At 67.2% G+C, this 13,806-nt stretch carries 12 protein-coding genes; 9 read left to right on the top strand and 3 right to left on the bottom strand.

Annotated elements, in window-relative coordinates:
• The first annotated feature begins 126 nt into the window (after positions 1-126).
• Both ACVWYS_RS05180 and ACVWYS_RS05175 read left to right on the top strand, forming a co-directional pair.
• On the top strand, positions 127-1,188 hold the full coding sequence (locus ACVWYS_RS05180; protein WP_456508591.1) for a substrate-binding domain-containing protein: 1,062 nt from the start codon (positions 127-129) through the stop codon (positions 1,186-1,188).
• Positions 1,185-2,855: a DUF2142 domain-containing protein gene (locus ACVWYS_RS05175; RefSeq protein WP_456509417.1), complete on the top strand. Its 1,671-nt coding sequence runs from the start codon at positions 1,185-1,187 to the stop codon at positions 2,853-2,855. The genes ACVWYS_RS05180 and ACVWYS_RS05175 overlap by 4 nt, the downstream gene beginning before the upstream one ends.
• Before the next feature lie 132 nt (positions 2,856-2,987).
• On the opposite strand, the gene ACVWYS_RS05170 is transcribed toward ACVWYS_RS05175, so the two are convergent.
• Positions 2,988-4,412, bottom strand: a complete 1,425-nt coding sequence (locus ACVWYS_RS05170; RefSeq protein WP_456508589.1) for a sugar nucleotide-binding protein — start codon at positions 4,410-4,412, stop codon at positions 2,988-2,990.
• A 3-nt stretch (positions 4,413-4,415) separates the two neighbouring features.
• The gene (gene rfbB / locus ACVWYS_RS05165; RefSeq protein WP_456508588.1) at positions 4,416-5,414 is read right to left on the bottom strand and encodes a dTDP-glucose 4,6-dehydratase; all 999 of its coding nucleotides are present in this window, start codon (positions 5,412-5,414) and stop codon (positions 4,416-4,418) included.
• Between the two features lie 151 nt (positions 5,415-5,565).
• Between rfbB and ACVWYS_RS05160 the strand changes: the two genes are divergently transcribed.
• On the top strand, positions 5,566-7,353 hold the full coding sequence (locus ACVWYS_RS05160; protein ID WP_456508587.1) for a GH25 family lysozyme: 1,788 nt from the start codon (positions 5,566-5,568) through the stop codon (positions 7,351-7,353).
• Positions 7,354-7,443: 90 nt separating this feature from the next.
• On the opposite strand, the gene ACVWYS_RS05155 is transcribed toward ACVWYS_RS05160, so the two are convergent.
• Positions 7,444-8,208 carry a glycosyltransferase gene (locus ACVWYS_RS05155; RefSeq protein WP_116766844.1) on the bottom strand — a complete coding sequence of 255 codons (765 nt, stop codon included), beginning with the start codon at positions 8,206-8,208 and terminating at the stop codon, positions 7,444-7,446.
• A gap of 87 nt (positions 8,209-8,295) precedes the next feature.
• On the opposite strand from ACVWYS_RS05155, the gene ACVWYS_RS05150 reads away from it, so the two are divergent.
• The 6 genes from ACVWYS_RS05150 (at position 8,296) to ACVWYS_RS05125 (ending at position 13,801) form a co-directional block, all read left to right on the top strand.
• Positions 8,296-9,531 carry a polysaccharide biosynthesis protein gene (locus ACVWYS_RS05150; RefSeq protein ID WP_456509416.1) on the top strand — a complete coding sequence of 412 codons (1,236 nt, stop codon included), beginning with the start codon at positions 8,296-8,298 and terminating at the stop codon, positions 9,529-9,531.
• A complete protein-coding gene (locus ACVWYS_RS05145) occupies positions 9,518-10,459 on the top strand; it encodes a glycosyltransferase (RefSeq protein ID WP_456508584.1) in 942 nt (313 codons plus the stop codon). Before ACVWYS_RS05150 ends, ACVWYS_RS05145 begins: the two co-directional genes overlap by 14 nt.
• 77 nt (positions 10,460-10,536) lie before the next feature.
• The gene (locus tag ACVWYS_RS05140; protein ID WP_116766841.1) at positions 10,537-11,286 is read left to right on the top strand and encodes a glycosyltransferase family 2 protein; all 750 of its coding nucleotides are present in this window, start codon (positions 10,537-10,539) and stop codon (positions 11,284-11,286) included.
• A gap of 3 nt (positions 11,287-11,289) precedes the next feature.
• Positions 11,290-11,793 carry a DUF2304 family protein gene (locus tag ACVWYS_RS05135; RefSeq protein ID WP_456509415.1) on the top strand — a complete coding sequence of 168 codons (504 nt, stop codon included), beginning with the start codon at positions 11,290-11,292 and terminating at the stop codon, positions 11,791-11,793.
• 1 nt (position 11,794) lies between these two features.
• Complete coding sequence (locus ACVWYS_RS05130; RefSeq protein ID WP_116766840.1) at positions 11,795-12,682, top strand: glycosyltransferase family 2 protein; 888 nt, start codon at positions 11,795-11,797, stop codon at positions 12,680-12,682.
• 24 nt (positions 12,683-12,706) lie between these two features.
• Positions 12,707-13,801, top strand: coding sequence for an NAD-dependent epimerase/dehydratase family protein (locus tag ACVWYS_RS05125; protein WP_344367299.1), 1,095 nt, complete (start codon positions 12,707-12,709; stop codon positions 13,799-13,801).
• Positions 13,802-13,806: the final 5 nt, after the last annotated feature.

Below are 13,806 nucleotides of genomic sequence, written 5' to 3'. Positions count from 1 at the left end.
TCTAGACCAGCACCGCGTGCCGTGCAGACTCCGGTGACGTGTTCCGGCAACCCCTCGACACCACGGGACCGGCTAGGGTAATAAGGAACGGTTTCGGAGGCATTCCGGAACGGGAAGGGAAATTCTTTGCGCAATCGGTCCACAGGTGGAGTTCTCGCCTGCATTCTGCTGCTGGGAATCGGAGTGACCGGTTGCTCCGGAGGAACGCCCGTCAGCGACGTCCGGGGATCCCTCACCGCGATCGGAACGCCCGTGCAGAAGGGGCCGATCGAGGCCTGGAGCAACGCCTGGAGCAAGGAACTCACCGCCACGTCGCTCAACTACTCCCCGGACGGATCCGACGTCGGACTGAGGGCCCTGGCCACGCGCCAAGCCTACTTCGCCGCACTGGACGGTCCCCTGACACCGGAACAGCAGAACCAGACCAAGGACGTGTGCGGGCCGGCGGGCGCATTCTCCGTTCCCGTTTCCGTGACCTCCATCGGCGTCGCGCTCAACAATCCGAGCCTTCGGAACGTCAAGCTGACCCGCGAAGTCCTGGCCGGGATCTTCTCCGGCTCCATCACCCGCTGGGACGCGCGTGAGATCGCGGACATCAACCCCGACATCACCCTCCCCTCGGACGACATCGCCCCCATCGTGGCCACGGAGCCCAGCGTGGAAACGGAAGCGGCCACAAAGTACCTCAGCGCCGACCCCGCCTGGACCTCGGGCGTATCCGCCACCTGGCCGAAGACCGGCAACGCCGTCACCGTCAAGAAGCACTCCGACCTTGCCGACAAGGTCGACAAGACCCCCGGCGGCATCGCGTTCATGGACCTCGGCTCGATCGGCAGCCGCTTCGAAACCGCCTTGCTCTCCTTCGGCGGAGGTTACGTCCGCATGTCCAAGGACTCCGCCGCGGTTGCCGCCCAAGAGGGCACCACCCGGACGCTGCCCACCGGGGTGGAATTCACTCTGCCCGAGACAAGCAACCAGGGCTACGCCCTCGGCGTCGTCGGTTACCAGGCCTTCTGCGGTAAGTATTCAAACCACCAGCTGAGCACGCTCGTAAAGTCCTGGGGCACCTTTGTCCTCAGTTCCGACGGCCAGGTGTCCTCAACGTACTTCGCCAGTGTCGCCTCTCCCAGCGAAGAGGCCATTCGGGAATCCAAAAAGCTGATTGACACGATCGGGGACGCACAGTGATTCACGCAACCGAGGCGGCCCGCACGTCACCAGCAGGCTCCGTGCCCGGCGCCCGGCCCGGCAAGGCTCGGCGGTTCGCGCTGTCGGCAACCACCCGCGGTGGCATGGGCTTCTTCCTTCCTGTCTTCGCCCTTTTGTCCCTCCTCATCACCCTGTGGATCCTGGCCACCCCCCTCATGGCCTATCCGGACGAACCCTCGCACACCATCAAGGCGGCCGCTGTATCCCGGGGCCAGTTTTTCCCGGGCCCCGGCGAATCGTACGGCCACGGCGTCCATGTGCAGGTTCCGTCCTACATCGCCAACGTGCAGGCGCAGATGTGCTTCCCCTTCCAGGTGACGAAACCGGCAGGCTGCGCCCCGGCGATCCCCCTCGATGACAACGACCTCACCATCGGTGTGACGTCGGCCGGACTGTACAACCCCTTCTACTACTGGCTTGTCGGGCTGCCCAGCCTCGTCATGTCCGGGGCCCCGGCGATCTACGCCATGCGCATCGTCAGCGGTCTGCTGTCCGCAGCCTTCTACGCCGCCGGTTTCACGGCCCTGCACCGGCTGCGCCACCCCAAGTGGCCGCTCGTCGCGGCCGCCATTTCGACGACGCCGATGGTCCTGTTCCTGGGCAGCGGCATCAATCCGAATTCGCTGGAAATCGCGGCCTCCATGGCGGCCTTCTGCGGGCTGGTGTCCGTGCTGGAGAACTCGCGGCACCTGGAGCGGGCCCGCCCGGGCATCCTGACGGTCGGCATCGCGGCCGCGACTCTCGCGAACACCCGCAACATATCCCTGTTGTGGCTGCTGTGCGGCGCGATCGTTGCCTGCCTCTTCTTCCGGCGCGCTGACATCGTCGCCATCTTCAGGAACCGGGTGGTGCTGGCAGTAACCGCACTGGCCACTGTGGGCATCGTCCTGGGCGTGGCGTGGAATTTCCTGATGCTCCGGGCACCGGCTTCGGCCGGCGAAGCCCCGGCCGGGATCTCCAACGTCGCCGGCGAGGTGCGGCCGTACAACGCGTTCCTGACGATGATGGACAAGTCCTTCGACTTTGTCGGCCAGTACATCGGCGTTGCGGGGTGGCTGGACGCACCGGTTCCGCAGGCCGTCCAGATGTTCTGGAGCATGTTGCTCATCGGGCTCATGCTCACGGTCATGCTGGTCCGGCCCTACCGGCTGCAGGCTGCCTTCTGGGTGGCGGTCGCATTGCTGGCGGTGGTCCCTGCCGTGGTGCAGGCGGCCCTCATCAACACCACCGGCTTCATCTGGCAGGGCCGGTACAGCCTGCCGCTGTTCACGATCGCGGTCATCTCGACCGGGCTCGCCATGCGGTTCCGGCCGTTCGGACAGCGGCCGCAGAGCATGACCATCGCCCGGATCCTGCTGGTGGCCGGCTGCGTCGCACACGCCTATGCCTTTGTGAACGTTCTCCGGCGCTATGTTGTGGGCATCCAGGAAACGGCCAACTGGCAGACCATGTTCACCGTGCCGGGCTGGCAGCCGCCGCTGACCTGGGAGGTCCTCACCCTGGCCTTCACCGCGGCAGTCCTGCTCTGCGCCTCGAAGCTGTTCAGCTACCTGTTCCCGGGCCATACTCTGCTCCCGAAGCGGCCGTGGCCGTCCAGGACCAGGCTGGCCCGCAAGCGTCCCGCTGCCGAGGCCGCGGCCGGCTGAGCCCGCGGCTCCCGCGGCTCCCGCGGCTCCCGCGGCTCCCGCGGCTCCCGCACCAAAAAGACCCGTCCACGCCATGCGCGTGAACGGGTCTTTTTCGCGTGCTGATCCTTAGCTGAACCGCACGGCCAAGGCTCAGTGCTGGGGAACTGTTGCCCCCATGTACGCCCTGAGCCGGTCCGAGGACAGCGGCGGGACGAACCCGGCGGCCTTGATCTTGTCCAGCTCGAGGGCACTGTTCAACGGGCGCGGCGAGACGGCCTTGCCCTTGAAGTACTCCTCCGTGCTGACACCCGTCACGGCCTCCCGCGGCTTGCCGGCGAGCTCGTAGACGTCCGCGGCGATCTCCGCCCAGGACTGCGGATCGCCGTCGTTGCTGAGGTTGTAGACGCCGTACGCGGCGCCCGACTCCAGCAGGTGCCGGATGCCGGCGGCGATGTCCTCCGTGAAGCTCAGCCGCCCGATCTGGTCGTCCACCACCGACGGCTCTATGCCGCGTTCCGCCAGCGAGGCCATGGTGCGGACGAAGTTGTTGCCTTCGCCGATCACCCAGCTCGTGCGCACGATGTAGTGCCGGGGCACCACGCTGACGACGGCGTCGCCCGCGGCCTTGGTCTGGCCGTAGACGCCCAGCGGCGCCAGGGGCTCCGACTCGTCGTGTGTGGCGCGCGTGCCGTCGAAGACATAGTCCGAGGACACGTGGACCAGTGTGAGGTCGTGTTCGACGGCGGTGCGGGCCAGCCGCGCCACGGCGGTGACGTTGACCGCCCAGGCCGCCGCACGGCCTTCGGCCGACTCGGCGGCATCCACCGCCGTGTAGGCCGCGGCGTTGATGATCGCGGAATAGTTCTTCCAGTTGCGCCCGGTGAAGGCGTCCTCGCTGCCGAGGTCGAACTCGCCGCGGCCGGCGAATTCAACGGACGCGTCGCCGTCGTACTGTTTGCGCAGGGCCTTGCCGAGCTGGCCGTCGGCACCGACCACGAGGACCTTCTTCGGCGGCATCGGCGTGACGTCCGCCAGCCGCGGGTGTGCCTTGTCCTTGTCCGAGAGCTCGGCCTGCTCCAGCGGCACGGGCCAGCTGATGGCCGCGGTCTCGTCGGCGAGGTTCAGGAAGGTGTACTGGCCCTGGGCGTCGGCGGACCAGTGGTCGTTGACGAGGTAGGTGTAGGCGGTGTTGTCTTCCAGCGTCTGGAAGGCGTTCCCCACTCCGCGGGGAATGAAGATGGCCTGGCTGGGATCCATTTCGGCAGTGAACACGGCGCCGAACGTCGGGCCTTCGCGCAGGTCCACCCAGGCGCCGAAGATCCGGCCGGTGGCCACGGAAATGAACTTGTCCCACGGCTCGGCGTGGATCCCGCGGGTGGTGCCCGCCGACTCGTTGAAGGAGATGTTGTTCTGCACCGGGCGGAAGTCCGGGAGGCCGAGCGCCACCATCTTTTCCCGCTGCCAGTTCTCCTTGAACCAGCCCCGGTTGTCGCCGTGGACCGGAAGGTCGTACAGGACGACGCCGGGAATCGGGGTTTCGTGTGCTGTGAGCTTCTTCGAGAACTCGATCGACATGGTCTACTGGCCCTGTTCCTTGTACTTGGCTTCGGTCGCGGCCTTCTGCGGACGCCACCAGTCCTCGTTGTTCCGGTACCAGGCGATGGTGTCTTCGATGCCGGCGTCGAAGTTGGAGAACTTCGGCTCCCAGCCGAGTTCGTCGCGCAGCTTGGAGGAGTCGATCGCGTAGCGCATGTCGTGGCCGGGCCGGTCCACGACGTGGTCGTAGGCATCCGGCGCCTGGCCCATGTGCTTGAGGATCAGCTCGACGACGTCCTTGTTGTTCTTCTCGCCGTCGGCGCCGATCAGATAGGTCTCGCCGATCCGGCCCTTGGCGATGATCGCCAGGACAGCGGACGAGTGGTCATTGGCGTGGATCCAGTCCCGGACGTTCTCGCCCTTGCCGTACAGCTTGGGGCGGATGCCGTCGATCACGTTGGTGATCTGGCGCGGAATGAACTTCTCCACGTGCTGGTACGGGCCGTAGTTGTTCGAGCAGTTGCTGATGGTCGCCTGCAGGCCGAAGGACCGCACCCAGGCCCGGACCAGCAGATCCGAGCCCGCCTTGGTGGAGGAATACGGGCTCGAGGGGTTGTAGGGCGTGTTCTCGGTGAACCGCTCCGGATCGTCGAGCTCGAGGTCGCCGTACACCTCATCCGTGGAGATGTGGTGGAAGCGCTTGTTGTGCTTCCGTGCCGCCTCGATCAGGGTGTACGTCCCGATGATGTTCGTGTCCAGGAACGGGCGGGGATCGTGCAGCGAGTTGTCGTTGTGGGATTCCGCCGCGTAGTGAACCACGACGTCCGTCCCGGCGACCAGGTCGTCAACCACTGCGGCGTCGCAGATGTCCCCCTGCACCAGCGTGAAGTGGTCTGCCGGAAGGCCCGCCAGCGACTCCACATTGCCCGCGTAGGTGAGCTTGTCGAGGACCGTGACGTGGTGGTCGGTGTTCTCCAGTACGTAGTGGACAAAATTGGAACCGATGAAACCGGCACCGCCGGTGACGAGGAGTTTCTGCATTAGGCCAGCTTACCGGCTGACGATTTTCTCCCGTCCCGACGCGGGACACACCAAAAGCAACATTGGCCACAGTGGTAACACTGAGGGCAATTGGTTACTCTTTACGCACATACGGGGGTGATCTTGGCCTCTGTCCAGATCCTCCGGAGTAATGGTGACGACTATCAAAATCCACAAACTACGGACCGCGGCGGCACTCTGCCTTCCCTTCGCGCTGGCGCTGACCTGGGCTAACCCTGCATCCGCGGCACCCGCTCCCAGCCCCTCCCCGACCGCCACCGCCGCCGCGCCCACAGCGACCCCCAAACCGACGGCGACAACCAGCGCGGCTGCCCCCGCGAAGGCCAGCGCCCCGGCCACCACCCCTCAGGCCACCACCCTTCAAGCCACGGCGCAGGCGGCGACGGCAGCGGCGGCGCCGTCGTCCGCTCCGGCCACGGCGGAAGCCGCGGCCGCCCCGCAACAGGGCCAGGCGACAATGGGGCGGGCCGGACTGAATCCGGCGTCGGCCTCGGCGGCGATGGCCAAGACGCAACAGGCCGCCGTGACCCAAGCGACCGAGCCGTGGGTGGCGGAGCAGCCGCTGGACACCCGCGGGCAGCCTCTGGGACTGGATGTGAGTTCGTGGCAGGGCAGCGTCAACTGGTCCTCCGTCAAGGCCAACGGCGCCCGCTTCGCCTACGTCAAGGCCACCGAGGGCACCAGCTACGTGAACAGCCAATTCGGGGCCCAGTACACGGGCGCGAGCTCCGTCGGCCTGCTCCGCGGGGCCTATCACTTCGGCCGGCCCGATGTCTCCGGGGGCGCCGCCCAGGCCCAGTTCTTCGTCAACAACGGCGGCGGCTGGTCCGCCGACGGCGTCACGATGCCCCCGGTCCTGGACATCGAGGACAACCCCTACGCCGGCCTCAACCGCTGCTACGGTGCCACGCCGGGGCAGCTGGCCACCTGGGTCCGGGACTTCACCCAGACCGTGTACCGCATGACCAACAAACAGGCCATGATCTACACGAGCTACTACTTCTGGCGCGACTGCCTGGGCAACACCAGCGAATTCAGCCAGACCAACCCGCTGTGGCTGGCCTCCTACTACACCAATGCACCGGCCGTTCCCGGCGGATGGCCCACCTACACCGTCTGGCAGTATGCCAACGCCTACGCCGACGCTTCCCAGACCGTCAAGGCCACGTTCCCCGGCGATCAGAACGTCTTCAACGGCTCGCTGGACCAGCTCCGCAAACTCGCCTCCACGCCTGACACCTACCCGATCGGCCTCATACCCGGCGCCACGCTGCTCAGCGGCAAGTGGGCCGGCGACGGCAAGTCCTACACCGGCTGGTTCAAGGACGGGTTCTGGTGCTTGCAGATGCCCTCCGCCCCGCGGCGCTGCTTCAACTACGGCATGCCGGGCGACAAGCCCGTGGTCGGCGACTGGAACGGTGACGGCCGGGCCGGGATCGGTATCTTCCGGAACGGCATGTGGTGGCTCGTCGATGACCTCAACACCATGGCCATCACGAAGGTGGTGGGCTTCGGCGTCGGCTCCGACACCCCGATCGTTGGCGACTGGAGCGGCGCCGGCCGCGACGGAATCGGCATCTGGCGCAACTCCAGCTTCCAGGTCAGCTATAACGTCAACAATCCGGTGGTCAATGAGTACACCGGATTCGGGATTCCCTCCGATACGCCGATCGTCGGCGACTGGGACGGCGACGGAAAGACCAGCATCGGGGTGTGGCGCAACGGCGAATGGTGGCTCAGCAACCGGATCAAGTCCCCCGTGGTCTCCAACTTCATCGCCTTCGGGGTCAGCACAGACCGTCCCATCACAGGCGACTGGAACGGTGACAAACTGACCACCGTGGGCATCGTGCGCGGCAACAGCTGGCAGCTGACCAACAGCCTCGCCACGCGGACGGTGGACGTCTCCTACTTCTAGGGACGAACGACTTTCAGGGACACCTGACGCAAGAAGGCCCGGGACCGCAGAGGTCCCGGGCCCTCTTGGTCCACGGCTGGACTCTTGAAGCTACGTCCGCGCCGACGCCGCCCGGAGCCTCCGCCGGGCCTCGACCATGAGGCGCAGGAGCACCACCCGTGCGGCCAGGATAACGCGCAGCGAACGCCAGCCGCGCGGGGTGGCGTTGCTCTCGTGCAGCCTCCGCAACAGGGTCGAGTCGTCCAGGTGACGGATGGAGCCCGCGGTATTGCCGAGGATTGCGAGCCAGAGGTCGTGGGACTCGTGCAGGTACGCGGGCACCGGGACAAAGCTGGGCAGCACTTCGCGACGGAAGGCCATCCCGCAGCCGTAGTAGGCACGGTAGCCGACCATGATGCCCCAGAGGTTGGCCCGGTGGCGGCCGCTGTCGGCCGCGCGGAGCCGGGGAATCGGGGGCCGGTCGCCCCCGCCGAGCACATCGAAGTTACTGGCCACGACCGCGTGCGTGGCCAGGGCTTCCAGCATGGCGTCCAGCCGGCCCCCGATCCAGACGTCATCCTGGTCGGCCAGGAAGATCGCTCCGCCGCGGCTGGCCCGCACGGCCTGCTCGAAGGAGCGGACGTACCCCTGGTTGGCGGCGGCCTCGATTAGACGGATCCTGGGATCAGCGAGCTGCCGGATCCGCGCCACGGTGTCATCCGTGGACGCGTCGTCCACGATCACGATCTCGTCGTCGGGGCCCAGCTGGGCCAGGATCGAGGCGAGCTGCTCCTCCACGAACTCCGCGCCGTTGTACGTTGCCATGCAGATGCTGGCCCGGAGCGGAACGTCGGGCAACCGGTTCTGATCGTTCATCTGCACCATCCTAGGGGACCGCGGGCAGCGGCCGGGCATCCCGTAGGATCGAGGGACGATGTCTAAGAAACAAGGATTCCGGCTCGAATGAGAACCGTACTGCTACGACTTTCAGGGTTCACCATTCTGCCCCTGCTGTCCTTGATCACCCCGCTCCTGCTGCTCCCGGTCATCTCCGGCTTCGTCGGTGGCGAAGGAATCTCCAGCGTCATCTCGGGGCAGGCAATCGGCACCTTCGCCGCCACCATCCTGATGTGGGGCTGGAACGTGGACGGGCCCGTCGCCGTCGCCCGGGCGGCCAGCAGCGCCGACCGCGCCCGGGTCTACCTGCGCAGCATCCGGACCCGGCTGCTGCTGCTCGTCCTCACCTTGCCCGCCGCCGCCGCCGTCGCCGCGCTCGTGGCCGTTCCCGCATTCCGCTGGGAAGCCGTGGCCATGGCGTGGGCGGTCGCGTTCGCGGGGATGTCGCCGTCGTGGTTCTGCATCGGGCTGGGCCAGCCGCGGCTGCTGGCCGTCTACGACACCGTTCCGCGTTTCATCGCCACCGCCCTGGCCCTCCCCGTGCTGCTGATCAGCCACCAGCTCTGGTACTACACGGCCCTGGTCGCCGCCATGAGCCTGGCCTCCCTCATCGTGTTTCACCGGACCTACTCCCCCGGAGGAAACTGGTGGCCCCGCGATCTCCGCGGCGCCCTCCGCGAGCTCGGGGCCCAGGGCCGGACGGCGGGCATCAGCCTCGCCGGCAACGCCTACGCCTCCACGCCCACCCCGATTGCCACCGCCACGACCGCCCCGGCGGCGTCCGGCAGCCTGGCCACGGCCGACACGCTGTACCGCTTCGGCCTGTTCACCGTGGTGGCCCTGGGCAATGCCTTCCAGGGCTGGACCCTCGAACGCGGGGCGTCCGGCCGCAAACGGCGCCATCTGGCAGCCATCTGGTCCCACATCGGACTCGGCGTGATCGGCGCGGCGGTCCTGACCGTCGCCGGACCGTTTGTCAGCGGCCTCCTTTTCGCCGGAGAGGCCCAGGCAACCACCGAATTGTGCTTCTACTACGGGCTCGCCTTCCTCTTCCTCAGTGCCAGCACCCCGTTCATCCGGAACCTGCTCATTCCGGCCGGCCAGCAGAGCCTCGTGTTGCGCTGGACGCTGATCTCCGCCGTATTCGGGGTCGCGGCCATGATCTACGCCGGGTCCATCGGGAACGCCCCCGGCATCGCGCTGGGCATGGCCTTGAGCGAAGCTATCCTGTTCGTGACCCTGCTGATCCCGGGGTCACGACTGCTCGCCAAAGAAAGCATGGAGCCCGTTGTCGCCGAATAATCCGTCGCCGAATGATCCGTCCCCCAGCGTCGTCGCCGTCGTCGCCGCCTACCGCCCCGATCCGTCCCTGACCGACACCGTGCGGGCCCTGCAACAGCAGGTGGCGCACGTCGTCGTCGTGGACGACGGATCGCCCGACGGCTCCGAAGCCGTGCTGGCCGGCCTCGCGGACGCCGGCGCCCTGGTGGTCCGGCAACCGCAAAACTCAGGGATCGCGGCAGCCCTGAACGCCGGCATCGCGGCGGCGCGGACACACTGGAACCCGGACTTCTTCCTCACGCTGGACCAGGACTCGCGCCCCGTCGGCGAGTACGTCCGGCGGGGCCTGGCCACCTACGCCCGCGCCACCGCCGCCGGCATGGGCGTCGGATTCGTGACGGCCGCCTCCTACAGCGGCCACCCCATCCCCGTCCTGCACACCGACGGCCGGTTCGTGCACGCCTTCGATCCGATGCAGTCCGGTTTCCTCATCCCGCGCTCCACCGTGGACCGGCTGGGCCCCTTCGAGGAGGCCCTGTTCATCGACGGCGTCGACTCCGAATTCACCATGCGCACCCGTGCCGCAGGGCTCGGCGTCCTGGTGGGTGAGGGCTGTGACATCGCCCACGACCTCGGACAGCGCGAGCCCGGCCGGCTCTTCGGCCGGCCGGTGCGGGTCCTGGGCCGGGAAATTTCGTATAACTACCACTCGCCCAGCCGGGTCTACTACATCTGCCGGAACGGGACGCTGTTGACCCTGCGCTACCTGCGCAAGTATCCGGGCTGGGTGCTGCGGCGCCTCGTGGAGGAACTGAAGGCGCATATCCTGCGCTTCACCTTCAGCCCGGGCCGCGCCAAGCTCTTACGCGCCGCCGTCGCAGGGTTCACGGACGCGGTCCGGGGCTCGACAGGGCGGATCCCGGCGGAGTTGGAACGGCGCCTGCGCTGAAGCAGGCAGCGCCCGACGCCGCCCGGGCGGCCGCCGCCAGCGAGGACCCTGCACGCAATTGATATAGTTTGGACGATATGGAAGCCCTACCCTCCCCGCGCGTCTTGGTGATCATGCCTGCCTGGAATGAAGGCGCCGTGGTTGGCAGCACCGTGCGGGAAGTCCTCCGCACGAATGCCCGCTACGACGTGCTCGTCGTCAACGACGGCTCCACGGACTCGACGGCGCAGGAGGCGGCAGCGGCCGGTGCAACCGTCCTAAACCTGCCGTTCAACCTCGGCGTCGGGGGCGCCATGCGGGCCGGCTTCAAGTACGCCCAACGCCTCGGCTACGTCCAGGTCATCCAGGTCGACTCGGACGGCCAACACGACCCCCGGAACATTGACGAAGTCCTCGCCGGCCTCCAGCACGCGGACATCTCCATCGGCGCCCGCTTCGCCGACCGCGGCGAATACAAGGTCACCGGCCCCCGGAAGTGGGCCATGCAGCTGCTGGCCAAGGTCATTTCCGGCCTCGCCAAGACCCGCCTGACGGACGTCACCAGCGGCTTCCGGGCCGCCAACGAGCGCGCCGTCGCCCAATACCTCGACCACTATCCCGCCGAATACCTGGGCGACACGATCGACTCGCTCGTCGTGGCCATCCGCTCGGGCTGCACGGTCACGCAGGTGCCCGTGGAGATGCGGGCACGCCAGGGCGGCAAGCCAAGCCACAACCCCGTCAAGGCAGCCATTTACCTCGGAAGGTCCGTGTTCGCCCTGCTCTTCGCCCTTACCCGGAAACCCACACGACTGGCCACCCGGGCCGCTGAACCCGCAGGAGCCTAGGACATGGGAAACATCGCAGCCTTCCTGCTGGCGCTTGCCATCGTGGCCCTGGTCATCGAGATGCTTCGGCGCAAAAAGCTCCGGGAGAAGTACGCCGTCCTCTGGCTGGTGGTCGGCGTCGCCACCCTGGTCCTGGCCGCGTTCCCCCGGCTGCTGAACATCGTTGCCGAATTTGTCGGCGTCCAGATTCCCTCCAACCTGCTGTTCGCCATGAGCATCCTCATGCTGTTGGGCGTCTGCCTGCACTTGTCTTGGGAAATCTCTGTCGTGGAGGACGAAACCCGGACCCTGGCGGAGGAGGTGGCCATCCTGCGCACCCAGCTCGAGTCCCTGGAGCAGCACCGCCACCTGTCCGCGCTGGATGCGGGCCGCCCGGATCCGGTCCCGAATCCCCTCCCGGACTCCCGCAAGAATCCCCTTGCAAATCCGCTCGCGGGTGAAGCCGCGCCTGCGGCCCAGGCCCGCGCGCACGTCACCGACCGTCCCGCCGAAAGCACGGAATCCTAAGATGCCCCTCGATATTTTCATTCCCTACTGGGGCGACCCCGGCTACATGAAGGAAACCGTCCGCAGCGTCCTGGCCCAGGACAACGGCGACTGGCTCCTGACCGTCGTGGACGACGCCTACCCCGGGACGGACATTGCCGAGTACATGGCCGGGATCCAGGATGAGCGAGTCCGCTACATCCGCAAAGACGTCAATGCCGGCATCACCGAGAACTACCGCACGTGCGTCGGGATGGCCACCCAGGAGGTCATGGTCATCCTGGGCTGCGACGACGTCCTGCTGCCGAACTACGTTGATGTGATCCTGGCCGCCCACCGGCGCTTCCCCGACGCGGCGATCATCCAGCCGGGGGTCCAGGTCATCGATGAACAAAGCCAGGTGGTGGCCACGCTGGCGGACTCCGTGAAGCAGAAGATCGTCCGTCCCCGGGGACAAGGCAAGCAGCTCATCGCCGGTGAGGCCATTGCCAGCAACCTCATGCACGGGGACTGGCTGTACTGGCCCTCCCTCGCGTTCCGGACCGACAAGATCCGCGAAGTGGACTTCCGGGACGGGTTCCCGATCATCCAGGACCTCGCCCTCATCATGGACATGATCTACAAGGGCGATCAGCTGCTGATCGAGCCCACGGTGTGCTTCCAGTACCGCCGGCACTCCAACAGCGCCTCCTCGACCAAGCTCGTTGACGGTTCACGATTCGCCGGCGAACGCGAATACTTCGCCCTGTCCGCGGAGCAGGCCGACGCTCTCGGCTGGCGCCGGGCCAAGCGCGCCGCCAAGCTCAGGCTCACGTCCCGGGCGCATGCCCTCTCTCTGCTTCCCCAGGCCGTCCTGGACCGCAACTCCACAGCCGTCAGCGCGCTCGTGCGCCACTCCTTCGGCAAGTAAACGCCCCGCAACGAAAGGTCCGCTGTGACTTCTTCCGAAACCTCCGCACGCCCAGGCGGAACCGTCCTTGTCACCGGCGGCGCCGGTTTCATTGGCTGCGCCATTTCCGCCGCCCTCGCCGACGCTTTCGACCGCGTAGTCGTGGTGGACAGCCTCCACCCGCAGATCCATGCCACGGGCGAGCGTCCGGCGGAGCTTGACGCTCGGGCGGAACTGATCGTTGCCGACGTCGCCGAGGCCCAGACGTGGGACACGGTCCTGGCGCAGCACTCCCCCGACGTCGTCATCCACCTGGCTGCTGAGACCGGAACGGGCCAGTCGCTCGAAGAGTCCACCCGGCACACGCACGTTAACGTGGTGGGCACGTCGCAGCTGCTGGACGGGCTCAACCGCCACGGCAAACTTCCGCGCAGGATCGTGCTGTCCTCCAGCCGCGCCGTGTACGGCGAGGGTGCCTGGAGCGACGCCGCCGGCAAGGCCTTCTACCCGGGACAGCGCACCAGCGCCACCCTGGACCAGGCCCAGTGGGACTTCCCCGGCGCCACCCCGCTGCCGATGAAGGCCTCCGTGACGTTCCCGGCTCCCGTGAGCGTCTACGGCGCCACGAAACTGGCCCAGGAACATGTCCTGCAGGCCTGGGCCAAGTCCTATGGTGTTGAGACCGTCATCCTGCGGCTGCAGAACGTCTACGGTCCCGGCCAGTCCCTGATCAACCCGTACACCGGCATCATGAGCCTGTTCTGCCGCATGGCGATGGGCGGGAAGTCCATTCCGCTGTACGAGGACGGCGAAGTGCGCCGCGACTTCATCCTGATCGACGACGTTGCCTCCGCGATTGTCGCCGGCGCCGTCTCCCCCACGGTCCAGGGCGAGCCCATGGACATCGGGTCCGGCGAGTTCCAGACCATCGGCACCGCCGCGAAGCTCATCGCACAGCACTACAACGCGCCCGCGCCGCATGTCACCGGCCAGTACCGGCAGGGCGACGTCCGGCATGCGTGGGCGGACATCACGGCGGCGAAGGACGTGCTCGGGTGGACTCCGCAGTACAACCTCGCCCAGGGCATCGACCGGCTCGCCACCTGGATCGACGCCCAGCCCGACGTCCAGCCCGCCTGACCCGA

The organism is Arthrobacter sp. TE12231 (assembly GCF_054062895.1).
The sequence above is the reverse complement of the archived record's forward strand: the minus strand, read 5'-3'. Positions and strand labels throughout refer to the sequence as shown.

Coding starts and splice junctions, on each gene's coding strand:
- ACVWYS_RS05140 (WP_116766841.1), top strand. CDS start 10,537: ATGGAAGCCCTACCCTCCCCGCGCGTCTTGGTGATCATGCCTGCCTGG.
- rfbB (WP_456508588.1), bottom strand. CDS start 5,414: ATGCAGAAACTCCTCGTCACCGGCGGTGCCGGTTTCATCGGTTCCAAT.
- ACVWYS_RS05170 (WP_456508589.1), bottom strand. CDS start 4,412: ATGTCGATCGAGTTCTCGAAGAAGCTCACAGCACACGAAACCCCGATT.
- ACVWYS_RS05160 (WP_456508587.1), top strand. CDS start 5,566: ATGGTGACGACTATCAAAATCCACAAACTACGGACCGCGGCGGCACTC.
- ACVWYS_RS05150 (WP_456509416.1), top strand. CDS start 8,296: ATGAGAACCGTACTGCTACGACTTTCAGGGTTCACCATTCTGCCCCTG.
- ACVWYS_RS05130 (WP_116766840.1), top strand. CDS start 11,795: ATGCCCCTCGATATTTTCATTCCCTACTGGGGCGACCCCGGCTACATG.
- ACVWYS_RS05155 (WP_116766844.1), bottom strand. CDS start 8,208: ATGAACGATCAGAACCGGTTGCCCGACGTTCCGCTCCGGGCCAGCATC.
- ACVWYS_RS05135 (WP_456509415.1), top strand. CDS start 11,290: ATGGGAAACATCGCAGCCTTCCTGCTGGCGCTTGCCATCGTGGCCCTG.